At 52.1% G+C, this 16,979-nt stretch carries 15 protein-coding genes and 1 pseudogene; 4 read left to right on the top strand and 12 right to left on the bottom strand.

Features of this window, described 5'->3' with window-relative positions; genetic code table 11:
- Positions 1 to 72 precede the first annotated feature (72 nt).
- Positions 73 to 669 (bottom strand): GNAT family N-acetyltransferase, encoded by a 597-nt coding sequence (locus tag BN3277_RS23970; protein ID WP_059047001.1) that lies wholly within the window; start codon positions 667 to 669, stop codon positions 73 to 75.
- A gap of 247 nt (positions 670 to 916) precedes the next feature.
- On the opposite strand from BN3277_RS23970, the gene BN3277_RS23975 reads away from it, so the two are divergent.
- Complete coding sequence (locus BN3277_RS23975) at positions 917 to 2,692, top strand: ABC transporter ATP-binding protein (RefSeq protein WP_059047490.1); 1,776 nt, start codon at positions 917 to 919, stop codon at positions 2,690 to 2,692.
- Positions 2,679 to 4,457, top strand: coding sequence for an ABC transporter ATP-binding protein (locus BN3277_RS23980; RefSeq protein WP_059047004.1), 1,779 nt, complete (start codon positions 2,679 to 2,681; stop codon positions 4,455 to 4,457). Before BN3277_RS23975 ends, BN3277_RS23980 begins: the two co-directional genes overlap by 14 nt.
- A 63-nt stretch (positions 4,458 to 4,520) precedes the next feature.
- Here BN3277_RS23980 and BN3277_RS23985 read toward each other — a convergent pair whose 3' ends face one another.
- Entirely contained in the window at positions 4,521 to 5,057 is a 537-nt protein-coding gene (locus BN3277_RS23985; protein ID WP_059047006.1) for a CarD family transcriptional regulator, read from the bottom strand.
- A gap of 320 nt (positions 5,058 to 5,377) precedes the next feature.
- Here BN3277_RS23985 and BN3277_RS23990 point away from each other — a divergent pair, with 320 nt between their 5' ends.
- Both BN3277_RS23990 and BN3277_RS23995 read left to right on the top strand, forming a co-directional pair.
- Entirely contained in the window at positions 5,378 to 6,928 is a 1,551-nt protein-coding gene (locus BN3277_RS23990; protein WP_059047008.1) for a flavocytochrome c, read from the top strand.
- Between the two features lie 151 nt (positions 6,929 to 7,079).
- Positions 7,080 to 7,277, top strand: coding sequence for a hypothetical protein (locus BN3277_RS23995; protein WP_059047010.1), 198 nt, complete (start codon positions 7,080 to 7,082; stop codon positions 7,275 to 7,277).
- A 940-nt stretch (positions 7,278 to 8,217) separates the two neighbouring features.
- Here BN3277_RS23995 and BN3277_RS24000 read toward each other — a convergent pair.
- From BN3277_RS24000 to BN3277_RS24045, 10 genes and pseudogenes are all read right to left on the bottom strand, one after another.
- Entirely contained in the window at positions 8,218 to 8,925 is a 708-nt protein-coding gene (locus BN3277_RS24000; protein ID WP_059047013.1) for a DNA alkylation repair protein, read from the bottom strand.
- A gap of 117 nt (positions 8,926 to 9,042) precedes the next feature.
- Positions 9,043 to 9,906: a formylglycine-generating enzyme family protein gene (locus BN3277_RS24005; protein WP_059047016.1), complete on the bottom strand. Its 864-nt coding sequence runs from the start codon at positions 9,904 to 9,906 to the stop codon at positions 9,043 to 9,045.
- Positions 9,907 to 9,994: 88 nt separating this feature from the next.
- Positions 9,995 to 10,627, bottom strand: a complete 633-nt coding sequence (locus BN3277_RS24010; protein WP_059047018.1) for a glycoside hydrolase family 11 protein — start codon at positions 10,625 to 10,627, stop codon at positions 9,995 to 9,997.
- Between the two features lie 268 nt (positions 10,628 to 10,895).
- The gene (locus BN3277_RS24015) at positions 10,896 to 11,213 is read right to left on the bottom strand and encodes a type II toxin-antitoxin system RelE/ParE family toxin (protein WP_059047020.1); all 318 of its coding nucleotides are present in this window, start codon (positions 11,211 to 11,213) and stop codon (positions 10,896 to 10,898) included.
- The gene (locus BN3277_RS24020; protein WP_059047022.1) at positions 11,197 to 11,481 is read right to left on the bottom strand and encodes a type II toxin-antitoxin system prevent-host-death family antitoxin; all 285 of its coding nucleotides are present in this window, start codon (positions 11,479 to 11,481) and stop codon (positions 11,197 to 11,199) included. The genes BN3277_RS24015 and BN3277_RS24020 overlap by 17 nt, the downstream gene beginning before the upstream one ends.
- Positions 11,482 to 11,606: 125 nt before the next feature.
- Positions 11,607 to 13,121 carry a solute symporter family protein gene (locus BN3277_RS24025; RefSeq protein ID WP_059047024.1) on the bottom strand — a complete coding sequence of 505 codons (1,515 nt, stop codon included), beginning with the start codon at positions 13,119 to 13,121 and terminating at the stop codon, positions 11,607 to 11,609.
- A gap of 5 nt (positions 13,122 to 13,126) precedes the next feature.
- Positions 13,127 to 13,468 carry a DUF485 domain-containing protein gene (locus BN3277_RS24030; protein ID WP_059047026.1) on the bottom strand — a complete coding sequence of 114 codons (342 nt, stop codon included), beginning with the start codon at positions 13,466 to 13,468 and terminating at the stop codon, positions 13,127 to 13,129.
- A 98-nt stretch (positions 13,469 to 13,566) separates the two neighbouring features.
- The gene (locus BN3277_RS24035; protein ID WP_059047027.1) at positions 13,567 to 14,658 is read right to left on the bottom strand and encodes a nucleotidyltransferase domain-containing protein; all 1,092 of its coding nucleotides are present in this window, start codon (positions 14,656 to 14,658) and stop codon (positions 13,567 to 13,569) included.
- A 194-nt stretch (positions 14,659 to 14,852) separates the two neighbouring features.
- Positions 14,853 to 16,494 (bottom strand): annotated as a pseudogene (locus BN3277_RS24040) (MFS transporter).
- A gap of 41 nt (positions 16,495 to 16,535) precedes the next feature.
- The gene (locus BN3277_RS24045; RefSeq protein ID WP_059047029.1) at positions 16,536 to 16,979 is read right to left on the bottom strand and encodes a MarR family winged helix-turn-helix transcriptional regulator; all 444 of its coding nucleotides are present in this window, start codon (positions 16,977 to 16,979) and stop codon (positions 16,536 to 16,538) included.

The following is a 16,979-nucleotide window of genomic DNA, read 5'->3' on the forward strand; positions in this document are numbered from 1 at the left end:
ATTTTTTGTCTTCTGCACCACTTTATATATGAAAAACCGAATACAATTCGACCGTTACGTTACAGTTCCCCGTTACTGCCCCGAAACGTAGTCTCCCACCTGACACAACCAAACCATGTGGTCTTGCCCCGGTCCCCAGTAATCCTTGGCTACGGCATAAGGCTTGCCGAACTTGCGTAACCACTTCTGCTGTGCCGTTTTGTAGCCGCTGTCGAGACAAAACTGCCGGATGCCCCGCTCCCGTAACGCCTCAGCCATCGCCTGGATCAAAGCCGCGCCGATGCCTTGCCCTTGATAGGCGGGCAGCACGTACAAGCTTGCCAGTTCGCCAACGTCGTCCAAAACATGCCGGGTACATTCCCTGATTTCTTTCCCGCAAGGACCATAGGAAATTGTACCAACCACCTTCCGAGCCGTCTTCGCAACCAGCATAAAGACCCCCGTCCCTTCGCCCGCTTGAGACTTAGGCTGGAGCGTCCCCAAGCCTGATGCAATCCCCAGCGCTGCGTCCACCAATCGTACCTTCCCTGCGATCTCCTCGCGGATTTCTACCATTAAATGCCCGAGTCCTTCGCCGGCAAACGCCTCCGGGATCGTCCGCTCGAACACCCGGTAAGCCTCCTCCCGAACCTCGGGAGTTAACGGAGCAATGACGATGTCTTCGATCATGGCAGACCCTCCTTCTCTTTTTTACGAATCCGACTGCAAAAACCGCGATATCCACTTCATATTCTAAAGATTTTACCGAAATAAAAGCAAAGGGGTGATCCCTTCGAGAAAACGCAAACATACGTGACAACAAGCTGGAATACGCGGGTTTTCCCTGTGGATGGTTGTGGTATAATCACGATGATTTGCGAAAACGGAGTCCATCCGACAGTTATGCATGCAAGAACAAACAGAAACGGGTGATCAGATGTTCGAACTCAAATGGCTATGGCAGAATTTGGAGGGCAACCGGGCCAGGTATATTACAGCGCTGGTTCTTTCCGTCGTGGGCTCTTCGCTCATGATTATCAATCCGTACATAGGCCAACGCATTGTCGACACGTTTATCACGGGTGAGAATGCGGCACAAAACTTATCGCAGGAACGGGGGCTGCTCATCATGCTCTGTATGGGTATGATCGGGTTTTCCCTGCTGCGCACGGGGCTTGCTTATCTGACAACGATGCAGTACGAGCAGGCCTCGCAAAATATGTTGTACAAAGTCCGCATCTATCTGTACAACAAAATTCAAGGTCAGGATATGGAATACTACGACCATAACCGGACCGGGGACTTAATGACCAAGATGACCGGGGACTTGGACATGGTTCGCCATTCCATGGCGTGGATCATCAAGACGATCATCGAATCGGTGACGATCTTCCTCGCGGCGGTCATTTATTTTTTCACCATCGATGCCGTATTGACGTTGTGGCTGCTGGTGCTGGCGCCACCGATCTTCATCGTGGCGTTTATCTTCGCAAAAAAGGTCCGCCCGATGTACATCGACCTGCGCGAACGGTTGTCCCAGCTGAACACGACAACCCAGGAGAATATCTCAGGGAACCGCGTCGTCAAAGCCTTTGCCCGCGAGGAATTCGAAATCGAGAAGTTTACGGATAAGAACATCCACTTCTCTCAAGCGAACAAAAAAGCCGCGCTCGTGTGGCTTGATTACTTCCCGTATCTGGAGACGTTTGCCCAAGCGTTTAACGTGATCTTGATGCTGGCTGGCGGTTATTTTGTCATGCAGGGGCGGATTACTTTCGGGGAATTCTCCGCTTTCTCCGCGCTGATCTGGGCCGTATCTAACCCGATGCGCAACATTGGTATTATCATTAATGATATTCAACGTTTCTTCGCCAGCTTAAGCAAAATCGTGGAAATCTACTACGCGAAACCAAACATTGTGAATGAGCATAAAGCCATCGAAAAACGTCGTTACGAAGGACGAATCGATTTCGACCACGTTACCTTCAAATATGACGGCGGCGAAGTGCTTCATGATATCAGCTTCTCGGTGAAACCGGGAGAAACCGTCGCCATCATGGGCTCCACCGGATCCGGCAAAACATCGCTCGTCAACCTGATCCCGCGTTTTTACGACGTATCCGGCGGACGAGTGCTGGTTGACGGCGTGGATGTCCGCAAGCTGGAGCTCGATGAGCTCCGCAGTAACATCGGTATCGCAACCCAGGACGTGCTGCTCTTCTCCGACACGATCGACGGGAATATCGCTTACGGCGATCCCGAGCTGCCGGAGGAACAAACGGTCGAATATGCCCAGTTGGCTGCGGCGCATGATTTTATTACGAAAATGCCTGAAGGGTATGACACCATCGTTGGGGAACGCGGCGTTGGCTTGTCCGGCGGGCAGAAGCAGCGGATCGCGCTGGCTCGGGCTCTGGCGGTGCGCCGGCCGATCTTGATTCTCGACGATACTACGTCCGCGGTTGACCTTGAAACCGAGGAGCATATCCAGAAGAGCCTGCGTGAGCTGGACTTCCCGTGCACGAAGCTGATCATCGCTCAGCGCGTGTCCACAACGGCCGAAGCCGATCGCATTCTGATTCTGGACGGCGGCCGTCTGATCGAGGAAGGCACCCATGCCGAATTGCTTGCGAAACGCGGCTATTATTACGAGGTCTTTATGCTTCAGAACGAAGGTATCGGAAGGACGGTGAGCGCCCATGGCCAGGAATAAATTCGATGTCGACGAGAACCTGGAATCGCCCTTTGACATTAAGCATTTCAGGCGGGCGATGATCTACATCAAGAAGCAGAAGAAGCCGATGATCTTCGCGTTCGTATTGAGCGCTTTGTCTGCGGCGATTGCGTTATCGGCACCGCTCATTATTCAACACGTCGTCGACGTGACGATCCCGGAGAAAGCTTTTGGCGCATTGATCGGATGGTCCGTGCTCATGCTGCTCACGATCGTAGTCAGCGTCGAGCTGGCAACGATCCGCTCCCGGATTATGACCCGAGTCGGCCAGGACATCATCTTTGATATCCGCACGGATTTGTTCAAGCATCTGCAGGAGCTGCCGTTTAAATATTACGACGACCGACCGCAAGGGAAAATCCTGATCCGCGTGGTCAACTACGTCAACGCCGTATCCGACGTTTTGTCCAACGGGATCATCAACTTTATTCTGGAGATCGTCAACCTGATCTTTATCGCGGCCTTTATGTTTGCCGTGGATGTCCGGTTGTCGCTGGTTACCTTGGCCGGTTTGCCGGTGTTCCTCGGCGTGATGCTGCTGATCAAAACTCGGCAGCGTCGGGCATGGCAAGCCGTTTCGAACAAAAGCTCCAACATGAACGCCTATTTGCAGGAGAGCATTAGCGGGATCGGTGTGACGCAGATTTTCTCCCGTGAGAAACATAACGAAGGTATCTTTACCCGCCTGGCGGGCAACTACCGCAAGGAGTGGATGCGGGCGCTGCGCTACAACGCCTTGATCCCGTTCACCGTCGACAATTTGGCGACGATCGTGACGACGCTCATCTATCTGGTCGGCTTGCTTGCGATGGGGCCGGCAGGCGTCACCTTCGGGGTTATCCTGGCGATGAGCAGCTACGCGGCCCGCTTCTGGCAGCCGATTCTGAACTTGTCGCAGTTGTATAACAACTTCATTAACGCCGTCGCCTATCTGGAGCGGATCTTCGAGACGCTGGATGAACCGGTGACGGTCAGCGATGTGCCGGGAGCGAAGCAACTGCCGTCGGTGAAAGGCAACGTCAAGTTTGATGACGTCACGTTTGCCTACGATCCAGGTCTCAACATCCTGGAGCACCTGAACTTCGATGTCAAAGCTGGGGAAAGCATCGCCCTTGTCGGGCCAACAGGCGCCGGCAAGACCACGGTCGTCAACCTGATCTCACGCTTCTACAATGTGAGCGATGGCGCGATTCTGATCGATGGGCACGACATCTCGCAGGTGACCTTGAAGTCGCTGCGCAGCCAGATGGGGATTATGCTGCAGGACAGCTTTATTTTCTCGGGCACGATTATGGATAATATTCGCTACGGCAAGCTGGACGCGACCGAAGAGGAGATCATCGCCGCCGCCAAAACGGTCTGCGCCGACGAGTTCATCCGCGAGTTCGAGCAAGGGTACCAAACTGAGGTAAATGAACGCGGCTCGAAGCTGTCCCAAGGTCAGCGGCAGTTGATCTCGTTCGCCCGCACCCTGCTGGCCGATCCGCGTATTCTGATTCTGGACGAAGCGACCTCTTCGATCGACGCCAAGACGGAGCGTCTGCTCCAGCAAGGCTTAAACGAGCTGCTGAAAGGCCGCACCTCGTTTATCATTGCGCACCGGCTGTCGACGGTGAAGAACTGCGACCGCATTATGTATGTCTCCGATAAGGGGATTGCCGAATCTGGCTCTCATGACGAACTGATGGCCAAGCGCGGTCTGTACTACCGCTTGTATACTGCGCAGAAGATGGAAGCCGTGTAGATCACACAAATAAAGGCAATTCCGCAAAGCCATTTTAACCTGGCTGGCGGAGTTGCCTTTTTGTTAATTCAGGGCGCAGGAATCACTTGCAGCGACCTCTTGTTCGAACAAGCCGATCCGACTTTCGATATAGGTTTCAACCTCTTCGATTGGGATATTTAGAGCCACGGCCAGTTCACCGTGTAAATGCTCGGAAGCGGAGCTCAATAAGCGTTCATCCGATTGCCGGAGTTTTTTGCCTAGGCCGTGCTGTTCTTTTTTACGCTGCAGCATCGCTTTGATTACCTTGATCCACTCCATGGAATCGCAAGTGCTGATCGCTTGCTTGCAGCTGGCTTCCCGTGCCTTATCATTGCTGATCCAGGCTGTATGGATGCTCGGTATCCGGGAAATCAGACGCTCGGACTCTTCCCGCGAAAGGATGCTGCGCATGATCACCTTAATGTTGTCGACCGGCGTATAGATCGTTGTGCCTTTCAGATAAACCGGGTTCAGCAGATAATACTTGCGATCCCCCTCCACTCCCGGTGGTGTGCAGATGTCCTTCACTTGGCAGACCCCATTGTTTCCGTAGATCACATACTCATTTACTGCAAACATGTGCCTTCCTCCTTTGATATCTAATCAGAACCCTCCAACCTGTTACGTAAAAATAAAAACACCGCCCACTCGATCTGAGTGAAACGGTGTTTGTAAACTCCGCCGCTTGGTTATTTATCACCCTAGGGATGTACCTATAATTCCATTATAGACGAAAACACGGAGTTCATGTCATTTGTTTTGAAAATGTTAATCTACTTCAATGAATTCAGTTTGTTTGTGAAATGTTTCACTTACCGAAGCAAGAGCCTATGGTATCCTCTCGAAGGGGGGCGAAAGAGAAACAACTCCCCTATACAGACAAAAGTGGAGGGTTTATCATGCACAAGAAAGTTACAGCAGTACTCATTCTCGTCTTATCCCTGATGCTCGTTATTGCGGGATGCGGCAAGAGCGGGAATGAACCTCAGAACCAGGTCCAAGGTCAGAACCAGACACAGGCAGGCGGGCAGTCAGACAAGTCGTCCGAGAACGAAGCGGTAGCCGGTGCATCCGAAAAAAGCTATACGCCATACGATCAATTGCAGGACAGCTATGATATCATCATTATCGGCGCAGGTGGTGCCGGCATGACCGCAGCACTCGAAGCGAAGGCCCATGGCATGAATCCGGTGATTTTCGAGAAAATGCCGGCGGCCGGCGGCAACACGACCAAGTCGTCCTCGGGCATGAACGCCTCGGAGACAAAATTCCAAAAAGAACAAGGCATTGAAGACAGCAATGACAAGTTCTATGAAGAGACGTTAAAAGGCGGCCACAATACAAATGACACTGAACTGCTGCGGTTCTTCGTTGACCATTCCGCCGGGGCGATCGATTGGCTGGATTCCATCGGCATCCGATTGAATAACCTCACGATTACGGGCGGTATGAGCGAAAAACGCACACACCGGCCAGAAGACGGCTCCGCTGTGGGACAATACCTGGTGGACGGTTTGGTTCGAAACGTTGAAGAGCAAGGCATTCCGTTGTTCATCAACGCCAATGTCAAGGAGATTACTCAGCAGGACGGCAAAGTTAACGGCGTGAAGGTCATCCTGAACGAAACCGATGAAAAGACCATTACCGGCAAAGCCGTGATCGTGGCAACAGGTGGTTACGGAGCTAATCCGGACATGATCACTCAGTTTAGACCGGACCTAAAAGGATACGTCACGACCAACCAAGTGGGCAGCACTGGCGATGGCATTACGATGATTGAGAAATTGGGCGGCGTTACGGTGGATATGGATCAGATCCAAGTTCATCCCACCGTTCAGCAAGAGAAATCTTATCTGATCGGCGAAGCCGTACGCGGCGAAGGGGCGATCCTCGTTTCCAGCGAAGGCCAACGTTTCTATAATGAAATGGATACGCGCGATAAGGTGACCGCGGCGATCAATGCGCTGCCTGAGAAGTCCGCTTATCTTGTTTTTGATTCCGGTGTGAAATCCCGGGTGAAAGCGATCCAACAGTATGAAAAGATGGGCTTTGTGATCCAAGGTGACACGATTGAAGCTTTAGCCGAGGCGATGGGCGTACCGGCAGATGCTTTGACGAGGACGTTGGACACCTGGAACGGAGCTGTTCAGAATAAAAATGACGCCGAATTCGGCAGAACCACCGGGATGGATCACGATTTGTCCGGCGCGCCGTATTACGCCATCAAAATTGCCCCCGGCATCCACTACACCATGGGCGGCGTGAAAATCAACACCAACACGGAGGTGTTGAACCAAGAAGGCAACCCGATCCCAGGTTTGTTTGCCGCTGGCGAAGTTACCGGCGGGTTGCATGGGGATAATCGGATCGGCGGCAACTCCGTAGCCGATATCATCATTTTCGGACGTCAGGCCGGCGTAAAGGCGACCGAGTTTGTGAAGGCGCAATAAGCTCTGTGAACGATCAAATAGAAGGACCCGTCAAGGCTTGGACTCCAAGGAGTTTGGGCTTTGGCGGGTTTTCTTTTTGAGGTAAATGATCTTTGGGAATACTAATACAACCACCCACCCACAAAACACGAAAACCAAGGAGGTGTGCTTGATGAGTGCAAATGATGACTACACAAAGCAGCAGTTGGAACGCGCCAAAGCCAAGGACTCCACCGATGAAGGCCGAAAGGGCGCCTTCATGACGAAGGACGCCTGGAACCAGGACGGCAACCCCGCCGCAGCGGAGGACGATTTCGGTCCGGAGATGAAACCGGAGGACCCGCCGACGTTGAATGGGAAGCCGGTGTAGGTGTTATTAGTAGCTAGATGAAATCTGTATGATTTTTCGAATACATTTTACTGGCAGTGGCAGTTTAAGCGCATTGTATTCGATTTTTCATATACATTTCGCGATTTCAGCCGCACCAGGACCAATTGTATATGATTTTTCGAATACATTTGCCGAAATCGAGCGGTTTGGGCGCAATTGTATTCGGTTTTTCATATACATTTCGCGACTTCGGCCGTGTCAGGACCAATTGTATATGATTTTTCGAATACATTTGCCGAAATCGAGCGGTTTGGGCGCAATTGTATTCGGTTTTTCATATACATTCCGCGATTTCAGCCGCACCAGGACCAATTGTATATGATTTTTCGAATACATTTGCCGAAATCGAGCGGGTTGGGCGCAATTGTATTCGGTTTTTCATATACATTTCGCGACTTCGGCCGTGTCAGGACCAATTGTATATGATTTTTCGAATACATTTGCCGAAATCGAGCGGTCTGGGTGCAATTGTATTCGGTTTTTCATATACATTTCGCGATTCCGGCCGTGTCAGGACCAATTGTATATGATTTTTCGAATACATTTGCTGAAATCGGGCGGATTGGGTGCAATTGTATTCGGTTTTTCATATACATTTTGCGATTTCGGCCGTGTCAGGACCAATTGTATATGATTTTTCGAATACATTTGCCGAAATCGGGCGGATTGGGTGCAATTGTATTCGGTTTTTCATATAGAATGCATCGGACCCGAGGCCAAAGGGGCAAAAAGGGAGAGCGGCAAAGGGCCTCTGTACCTGTCGGTGCACCTCTACACCTCCGCACCTTCGCACCTCCGTACCTCTACACCTTCGCACCTCCGTACCTCTACACCTCCGCACCTCCGCACCTCCACACCATCTACACCTCTACACCTCTGCACCTCTACACCTCTGCACCTCTGGTCATCCCCACTCCCCTCAACACCGCACATACTTCCGCTTAAAGCCCAGCTGACCGCGATCCAGGGCTTTTTGAATGGTTTCCGAAGCGTTCAGGATGGCGCTTTTCTTGTTGTCCCGTTTCATCTCGATCGGGCCAATCGCTTGGGCGGTCTCCATCGCTTGAACGTGGAGCGGCTGATAGGAAATCCCAACGGTGTATACAAAGTTATTCATCGCGGACTTCGTTCGCGCGGGGGCATCGTGGATTGTGTTCTTCACCGTTTCCAGCATGCCAGCGAGCTTGCTTTCGTCGAATTCGCTGTCTGGTCGGCTCCCCAATAGCCAGCAATAACAACTCCAGCCCGCCGACATCCTCAGCTCGTCCCCGCTGGCGATCCACTTGTCGGCAACCTCCTGCGCGATATCCGCCTCCGCCAAGGTGACGGCCACCACATAATCCGACAGCATATAGAAATAGGCGCCTTCCATCCAACGCTCAAAATCCGCAGACGTCATCGCCTTCGGATCGGCAATGATCCCCGCAAAATACATCGCATCATAATTCCCCGTCGCATACATCTCTTCGGCCAAAGGCTGATTGATGCGAATTTGTCGGAACAGCGGCTTCATTTCTCCTGTCGCTACACCAAACAGCGGCTCCCGCGCGCCATTGGACATGTACATTTTCTTCAGTCGCTCCTTGCCGAGCGCCTCCAGCTCCTGCATCACCGTTTCTAGATTCATCTTAGGGCCAGCTCCCTTCATCCCGTATGGATTCTTGGGTCTAGCTTACTACGTATAGAGGGCGAGATTCAAATCCAACGGGACCGAGCCCCCACGTACGTCGGCTTCCTCGCCAAACTACTTGCTACGCGCCAAGCGGAACCCTTGATCCGGACCAAAGCCGTTCGCCTCAAACTTCCCGCGAAAGGATACCTCGCTGCTGCGGATATCGCCAATCCAACCGCCGCCTTTGACCACCCGAAAAGAACCGCTCTCCAGAACCCGGTTCACCTCGTCCCCATACCAATCCCAGCACCATTCCCTTACATTGCCGGACATATCGTAAAGCCCCAGCTCATTGGGCTCCTTGCCTCCAACGGGCCGCGGTTGACCGTGATTGCTCTCGATGATCGGCCAATTCCAGTCTCCGGTCAGGTATTGATCCCCGACATTACGCCAATACCAAGCCACCTCATCCGCACGGGAGCTCCCGCTGTATTTGTAACTTTTGCTCTGCTGACCGCCACCGGCCGCATACTCCCACTCCGCCTCCGTCGGCAGCCGGTACCCGTTTGCTTCCGCATGGATCGTTACGACCCACTTAACTTGATCGTTCTCACTTTGATTGTTCGGGTCCACCGCACTCTTGTCTATATTGTAAAAAGGTTTCAATCCCTCTTTTATGCTCCGCTCATTGCAATACTCGATAACGTCGTACCAACTCACCATTTCCACCGGCAAATCGTCGCCTTGAAACTGAGATGGGTTGCTGCCCATCACTTCCTGCCATTCTCTCTGGGTAACCTCATATTTTCCGATATAAAAATCATCCAACGTGATCCCCGTACCGTAATAATTGGACAGGGTGTTCATCACACTTCCGCCTTGAACCAACACAAAGTCCTCGTCCCGCCATTCCGACGATGCCCCTGCCCCCGCCTGCGAGCAGGCCGTGACCAACCCCATCATAGCTATCAACAAGAATATGATTTGCTTTCTCATGGGTAGCTCCCCTTTGATTACAAGATCGAGAAGGCCGCCGGCACGTAACACCGAACGGCCTTTTCACCAAGCTCAGACGATTAATCGTTTACCACACCGTTACGTTAGAGCTTCCGCTGCTCTGATAGCCTTCCGTCGCCAAAACCTGGTAGGACCAGCTGCTCCCCAAATTCATGCCTTTACTCTTCCAGGCGTTTACGTGATTGCTGAAGGTGATGGCAACGTTGCTGCCGGTTGGTCGTTTCGATTGCCGAACGCTCCAGAACTGTTGGAACGTTTGCGTCCCATCGATCGACGGCGCATTGTAGCGCATCGTCGTATAAATATCGTAGGTGCCTCCGTCACTGGTTACCGTGCCTTTATAGGTTCCAGTCGGCCGGTACGTCCCCCAGCTGTCGACGACATAATACTCGATCAGCGAGTTTCTTGTCCATCCGTAAAGCGTCAAATACCCGTTCCCCGAAGGGGCCCAGACGCCGGCGTTGTAGTTGACCGTCCGATTGGGCGAGCCTACGCTCCAGCCTTTGCCAACTACGAAGTTCCCGGTATTATACCAGTTGACGCTATAATTGCCCCCGGAGCCATTGACCGCATTCACGGTTCCGCCGCCGTCCGTCCAATTTTGCCAATAATCCGTCGCTGCACTAGAGGTTGCCCCAAACAAACCGAAACTCATCGAAGCTGCCAGGAGTAATGTCATCATTTTCTTTTTCAACTTCATTACCAATTCCTCCTCAGAACTTTTATTTTTGGAAAACAAACCGTCCCTGCTCCCTGCTTCTTACCGAGATACCGTTTCGCTTCTTGGGGCATCACCTACCTCGTATCATAATCTAGCAACACTTGGCTATCACCTCCTTTACTAGAAAATTATAGTAGGTAAGCGCATACATTTCACTTTACAAATTAAAGGATTTATCTTGTTTTTTACATAAAATGATAGAAATAAAAACGACTCCCATATAGGAGTCGCTGAGTTCATCATCCATTTATCTTACGAGCCACTTATATTCCTGTCTGCAATCGATAATGTGATCCACATACACGGTCTCATCTTGAATCTGATATAACACGAGATACCACTTTTCTACGAACATTTTATGGTACTTATTTGGAGGGATATACTCGGCATCCAGAAAAGGATAACGTTCCGGCATCCTCGTTAATGAACGCATCGCCTGGATCAAAGTTCCTTTCGTCTCGCGGGCTGCCTCCGGGCTCTTCTCCGCCAGAAACCGCAGATGACTCTCCAGCATTTGACGGGCTCGATCGGATACGATCACCTTATACTCATTTGTTCTTCCCATGCTGGGCCTCATCCATCACACGATCCAAATATTCGTCCAGTTCGTCCAAGGTAACCCCCGTACGCCCTGCCATACGATCTTCCTGCACAGCCAACAGTTCTTCTCGTAGTTTCAGCATTTTTTCGCGACGGGTGAACGCTTCGATGTCCATCACGACGAGATCCCCTTCACCGTTTTTGGTTAAGTATACAGGTTCACCAGAACTTTTACACAAATCCGCAATTTCATTATAATTCTGCCGGATGCTGGCCGACGGTTTGATTAACATCTTCGCCCCTCCGATATAGCAATATTATGCACTTATTATACCTATTTTGTGCTATGTAATCAAATGAACTTAATAAAAACGACTCCCATATAGGAGTCGCTTGTTGTTTGATATTTAGCTTTCGCTTATCCTCCCGTATTCGCCTTAACGAGTACCTCCGCGTATTTCGCCTCATCTTTCTCGCGGGAGAGAAGGGTGCCTACAAACGCGGCGAGGAAGCCGAGCGGGATGGAGATAACCCCTGGATTTGTCATTGGAAAAAGAGCCGTTCCGGTCAGGATCGCCTTGCCCGGTTCCGGATCCCAGACGTTTGGACTCAACGCCACGAGAAGGACCGTGCTGATCAAGCCGACCAGCATGCCGGAGATCGCCCCTGTTCGGTTGAATCTTCGCCAGAACACGGTGAACAGGATGATCGGCAGGTTGGCGCTTGCCGCGACGGCAAAAGCCAGTGAAACGAGGAAAGCGACGTTCATTTTCTGCGCGAATAAAGCCAGCACGATCGAAATGATGGATACGCCAATCGAGGCCCAGCGAGCCATACGCAGTTGCTCTCCTTCGGTCGCGTTGCCGCGGCGGACGATCTGTCCGTAGAAGTCGTGCGCGAACGCCGACGCCGCCGACAGGACGAGGCCGGTCACGACGGCCAAGATCGTCGCAAAAGCCACCGCCGAGATAAACGCGAACAGGAAGTCGCCGCCAAGCGCTTTAGCCAGCAGCGGAGCGGCCATATTCCCGGCCTTATCGACGGCCGTAATCTCCTCGGTGCCCACAAACGCAGCGGCCCCGAAGCCAAGGAAGATCGTCATGACGTAAAAGATGCCGATGATCCAGGTGGCATAAACGACGGAGCTGCGGGCCGTGCGAGCGTCCTTTACCGTAAAGAACCGGGTCAATATATGCGGCAGCCCGGCAGTTCCCAGCACCAGCGCTAGATTCAGCGAGATCGTCTCCAGCGGCACGTTGTATTTGTTACTGGGATTTAAGTACTTTTCCATCAAGGGGGTTGCCGTCTTCATCTGTTCAAACATGCCGGTCAGGCTGAAATCAAACTTTGCAAAGACCATCAGCGAGATGACGAAGGTGCCGCCCATCAGCAAAATCGCTTTGGTGATCTGCACCCAGCTGGTCGCATGCATCCCGCCAAACACGACGTAGATGGTCATAAGCACGCCAACGATCAGCACCGAAGTGACGTAATCGAGCCCCAGCAGCAGCTTGATCAGCGCTCCCGCCCCAACGAGCTGGGCGATCATGTAGAAGATCGAGATCGCAATCGTATTCAGCGCCGCAAAGCCGCGTACTTCCTTATTCGCAAAGCGGGCGGCAATCATATCGGCTACGGTATACTTGCCCAGATTGCGAAGCGGTTCGGCGACCAGGTACAGCACGACGAGATACGCGACGAGGAACCCGATGCTGTAAAAGAACCCGTCGAACCCCACCAATGCGATCGACCCGGCAATGCCGAGAAACGACGCGGCCGACATATAGTCGCCAGCGATGGCCGTCCCGTTCTGCCAGCCCTTCAGCCCGCCTCCCGCCGTGTAGAATTCGCTGGTGTTGTTCGTTTTTTTCGCGGCAAAATAGGTAATAACCAACGTCAGCAGCACAATCGCGCAAAATAAGGTAAATGCCATGATCGCTACGCCCCCATCTCCTGCCGGATTTCATCCACTAACCGGTCAAACCTTCTCGCCACGCGCGAGTAAAGGATGCACAGCGCCCACGTCATCACAAACTGTGCGAATGCGAACAGCCACGCCCAGGAAATCGGGCCGATTGCCGGCTGGTTCAGCACCTCCGAATACGAGGTCATGATCGGGAGCGCAAAGTAAAACAGCAGAAAAAAGACGGTCGACGGAATGATAAACCTTTTCTTGCGGGAGATCAGCGTCTTGAACTTGGCGGAATGCCATACCTCGGTATAGCTCTTCCCTTTTGCCCCTTTTGCACCTTTTGCGGCTTTTGCCACTTTCGCACCCATCCTCAACCCTCCAAATCATGAACTTTGAAGATCACCCAATATATGTAAGCGATTCAAATTCATTTTATGCAGGGTTTGGTATGTGAAATGTTCAATTTTTAACCTTTTGATAGGTTCATATAGTGTTCATAGAGCTGTTCAAACGTATCGTATCGATTCACGGGTTTTCCCACCTTATGGTATTCCTCCAGATACTCCTCCATCACCTGCAGGAATCGCTCTTTCACCCTATCCAGATGATCCGCATCAAAATAGGCCATAAGATCAAACGCGGGAGTTCCGAGCATCTGGTTCATTTCATGGAGGAAGCCCTGCGCCCCCATCGCCGCATGAAAAGCGTAGGATTTGTCCTTCATTTCCGTGCTTGAAATCATCTTGTTGCGGTAGTTGCACCACAATTCCTCATAGGTTCCCGACAGGTTATCCCAGGTAGGGACAGGCCGTTCGCCGCATTCCCGATCCAACCTTTCATAGAGGTGTTGCATGCTTTTTAGCAATTGACAGGTTGTGCTTCGGATGTCATCCACGGTTTTGGCGTTGATCACGGCCATGTAGTTGTTTTCATAGTTGTCGGGTAGATGGCGGTAGGCGCGGGTTTCCTCCAGGTATCGCTTCATCCCGCGTTTGATATACGTATGGTTTAGCTGGGTCAGGGCATTAATCAAGTGATCAACCACTTTGCACGAGGCGTAACGAACCGCTCCGAGGTCATCCGCAAGCCAAGTCTGGGCGTATTCCTGTTTGGCTTGATCGAGGTACTTCTTCGCCCGGCGGATCCAGACGCTTCCGAACGGCTGAGCCAAGGCATCTAAAGCCCGCTGCCTATAGGATTGGAACTTCTCCAGATCTTCAGGCTTCGCGTAATAGACGATCTGCAAATCTACCAAGCACGAGACCATCGGACTTTCCAAATGGGCTTGGTCCTCAATTCGGGTGTTCCAAGGCGTGCAATAGAGGTCATATCCGACATCCTCCAGAATAAAACAATGCGAAATGCCCCAACCGCGATCCGTGTTATTGATGATGATGAGATCCAGATCGCTTTTCTCATGAAAATCGCCCGTGCGAAACGAACCCGTCACCCCGATGATGGCAATATCCTCTGGAAAGTCCCGCTTGGCGCGTTCAATCACCATACGGATAAGCTTCTCATTCTTATCGAACAGCTGTTGCCGCTTCAGATCCTCCATAACTCTACCTCCTCGACCGTTCGGCCCTTGTCCTGCAAGCCATTGTCTGATTTCATTATAGAGGTGTGCCACGCGAAGTTATATTCTGAATTTCACTATAGAAAAGAAATACCGAACTTGTCATAAAAATAAAAAAGACACCTGATTCCGCTCAGGTGTCTTCTTGCCGTTCAGAGTTTGGATCCTGCTTCTAATTATACCGTCTCTTCTTTCACTTTACCGCCTTGTAGCGATTTCCTTCTTAAAGGGATCAGGATCAGCGCCCCCCCCCCGATGATGCCCATCCCCAAGATGGCCGCGGTCCAGTAGAGTCCGCCAAAACCAGTCTGAGCGGCCATTTTCGTTACTTCCGCTACACTGTCACCGAGCACCTGCTTCAGCGTGGGGTCCTGGATGGCTCCAAGCTTCCCGGAGAGCTCGCTCTCCGATACGCCAGAGGTGCCGGAGGACATCCGCTGCCCGATCTGGGCCAGCTCCGCTTGCGCGTCGGCCGATAAGGTGACGCCGGCTAGGTTTTGCTGCAAAATGCCCGGGAACTTCTCGGCAAACAACGTGCCCAGATTATTAAACGCACGGGCGATAAATCCCGCATAGATCGCCGGAGCGAGCGTCATCCCGATTTGGCGCAGCAGCGACAAGGAGGCCAGGGCCGAACCTTTATCCTTCTTCAAGCCTTCCGTAGCCAAAATGTTGAGCGGGGCCCCCAGAATAACCCCAATGCCGACGCCTGCAACGGCGCTGGCTATGATAAATTGCCATCTCGTTTCAAGCCAGAGCGGGAAGAGCATAAACCCGATCGCGGCGATCAAGCCGGACATGATCACGGTAAATACCGGCCCCCGCTTGGAGACAAGCATCCCGCCTAACCCTGCACCTAATCCGGCAGCCAGCGCCAACGGCGTCATCCAATACCCCGAGTTTTCCGCCGAGATGCCCAGCACCTGCTCCGTAAAGGACGGAATATAAATCATCGCGGCCAGCAGCCCCCCCGACAAGGTGCCGATCAGCAGAACCATCAGGTACCGCGGCTGCTTGATCAGACGAATCGGCAAGATCGGATCGCCGGATTGGTTCCGTTCCATTTTCCCTTCAAGGAACAGCAAGAGGCTTAACAACCCAACCCCGCCAAGCAGATATCCCCATGCATTCGGGCGCGTCAGACTTTTAACAAAATCCACGTCGATGTTGGTGAGCCCCAGCATTAAGGACAAGATCCCCAGCGACAGGATGATCGTGCCGATGAGATCCAGCCGTCCGGGTGACGGATCCGACGATTCCTCCAGCTTCCGCAGCCCCAGGATAAACAACACGATGGCGATCGGGACGTTGATTAAGAACAGTACATGCCATTTCCCTGTCAAATCCAGCAGCAAGCTCCCGATATTCGGGCCAAGGACAGCGGCAATCCCGTTCATCGCGCCCAGCAAGCCTAGATATTTGGCTTGTTTGTCCGGCTCAACCGTGCTTAGGATATGCGAGCTGCCGATAATGAAAATCCCGCCGCCGCCTAAAGCTTGCACGACGCGGGCAAATAAATAAAAGCCAAACGACGGGCTCAGCGCCACCAATAAAGAGCCGATCCCAAATAGGGCGATCTCCACGATAAACAGCTTTTTGCGGCCGTAACGGTTCCGACAATTTCCCCACGATCGGCAAGCTGATTGCAAGGCCCAACGTGTAAATCGTGATCCCCCATGCCCCCCAGTTGGCCGATACGTCAAAAGAACGGTTGATCGTCGTAAGCGCTGCGCTGATAATCCCGTTATCGAGCTGCGCCATAAAGACGCCTACCGAAAACAGTAAAATCGCCCAAAACTGTGATGATCGTTTTGCCATAACAATTCCTCCAGGTTAAGTTTCATCTTACGAATCACGAGCTAGAAATTCTTGATCGCATTCTCCGCAATCCGTCGCAGCAGGCTTGAGACTTGGCCCAGCTCTTCCTCAGTAAACCCCTCAAGCAGCTTGCTCTCCGTTTGATGTATATGCTCAAAGATTTGATCTACCAGCAATTCCGCTTTTTCCGTCAGCAAAATGAACCGTGCTCGGGAATCCTCCGGATCGGCAGAGCGCACGACAAATTGTTTCTGTTCAAGCCGTTTGATCAATCCGCTTACCGTCGGGTTCGTTAAATTCAGCGCCACCTCAATATCTCGCTGACGGATTTTCTGATCCGCCCGACGGGCCAAAAACAGGATCAAATTGGCTTGGCTATCCGTTAGCCCAATTTCCTTCAAGTGAAGATCTCCCGCTTTGCTTGCCAGATTCTCGATGATCTTCAAAGAGGAGATAAGGATCGGTTTTCTGCTCTCATGCGGCAT

This window comes from Paenibacillus rubinfantis (assembly GCF_001486505.1).
GTDB classification, from domain to species: Bacteria; Bacillota; Bacilli; order Paenibacillales; family Paenibacillaceae; genus Fontibacillus; species Fontibacillus rubinfantis.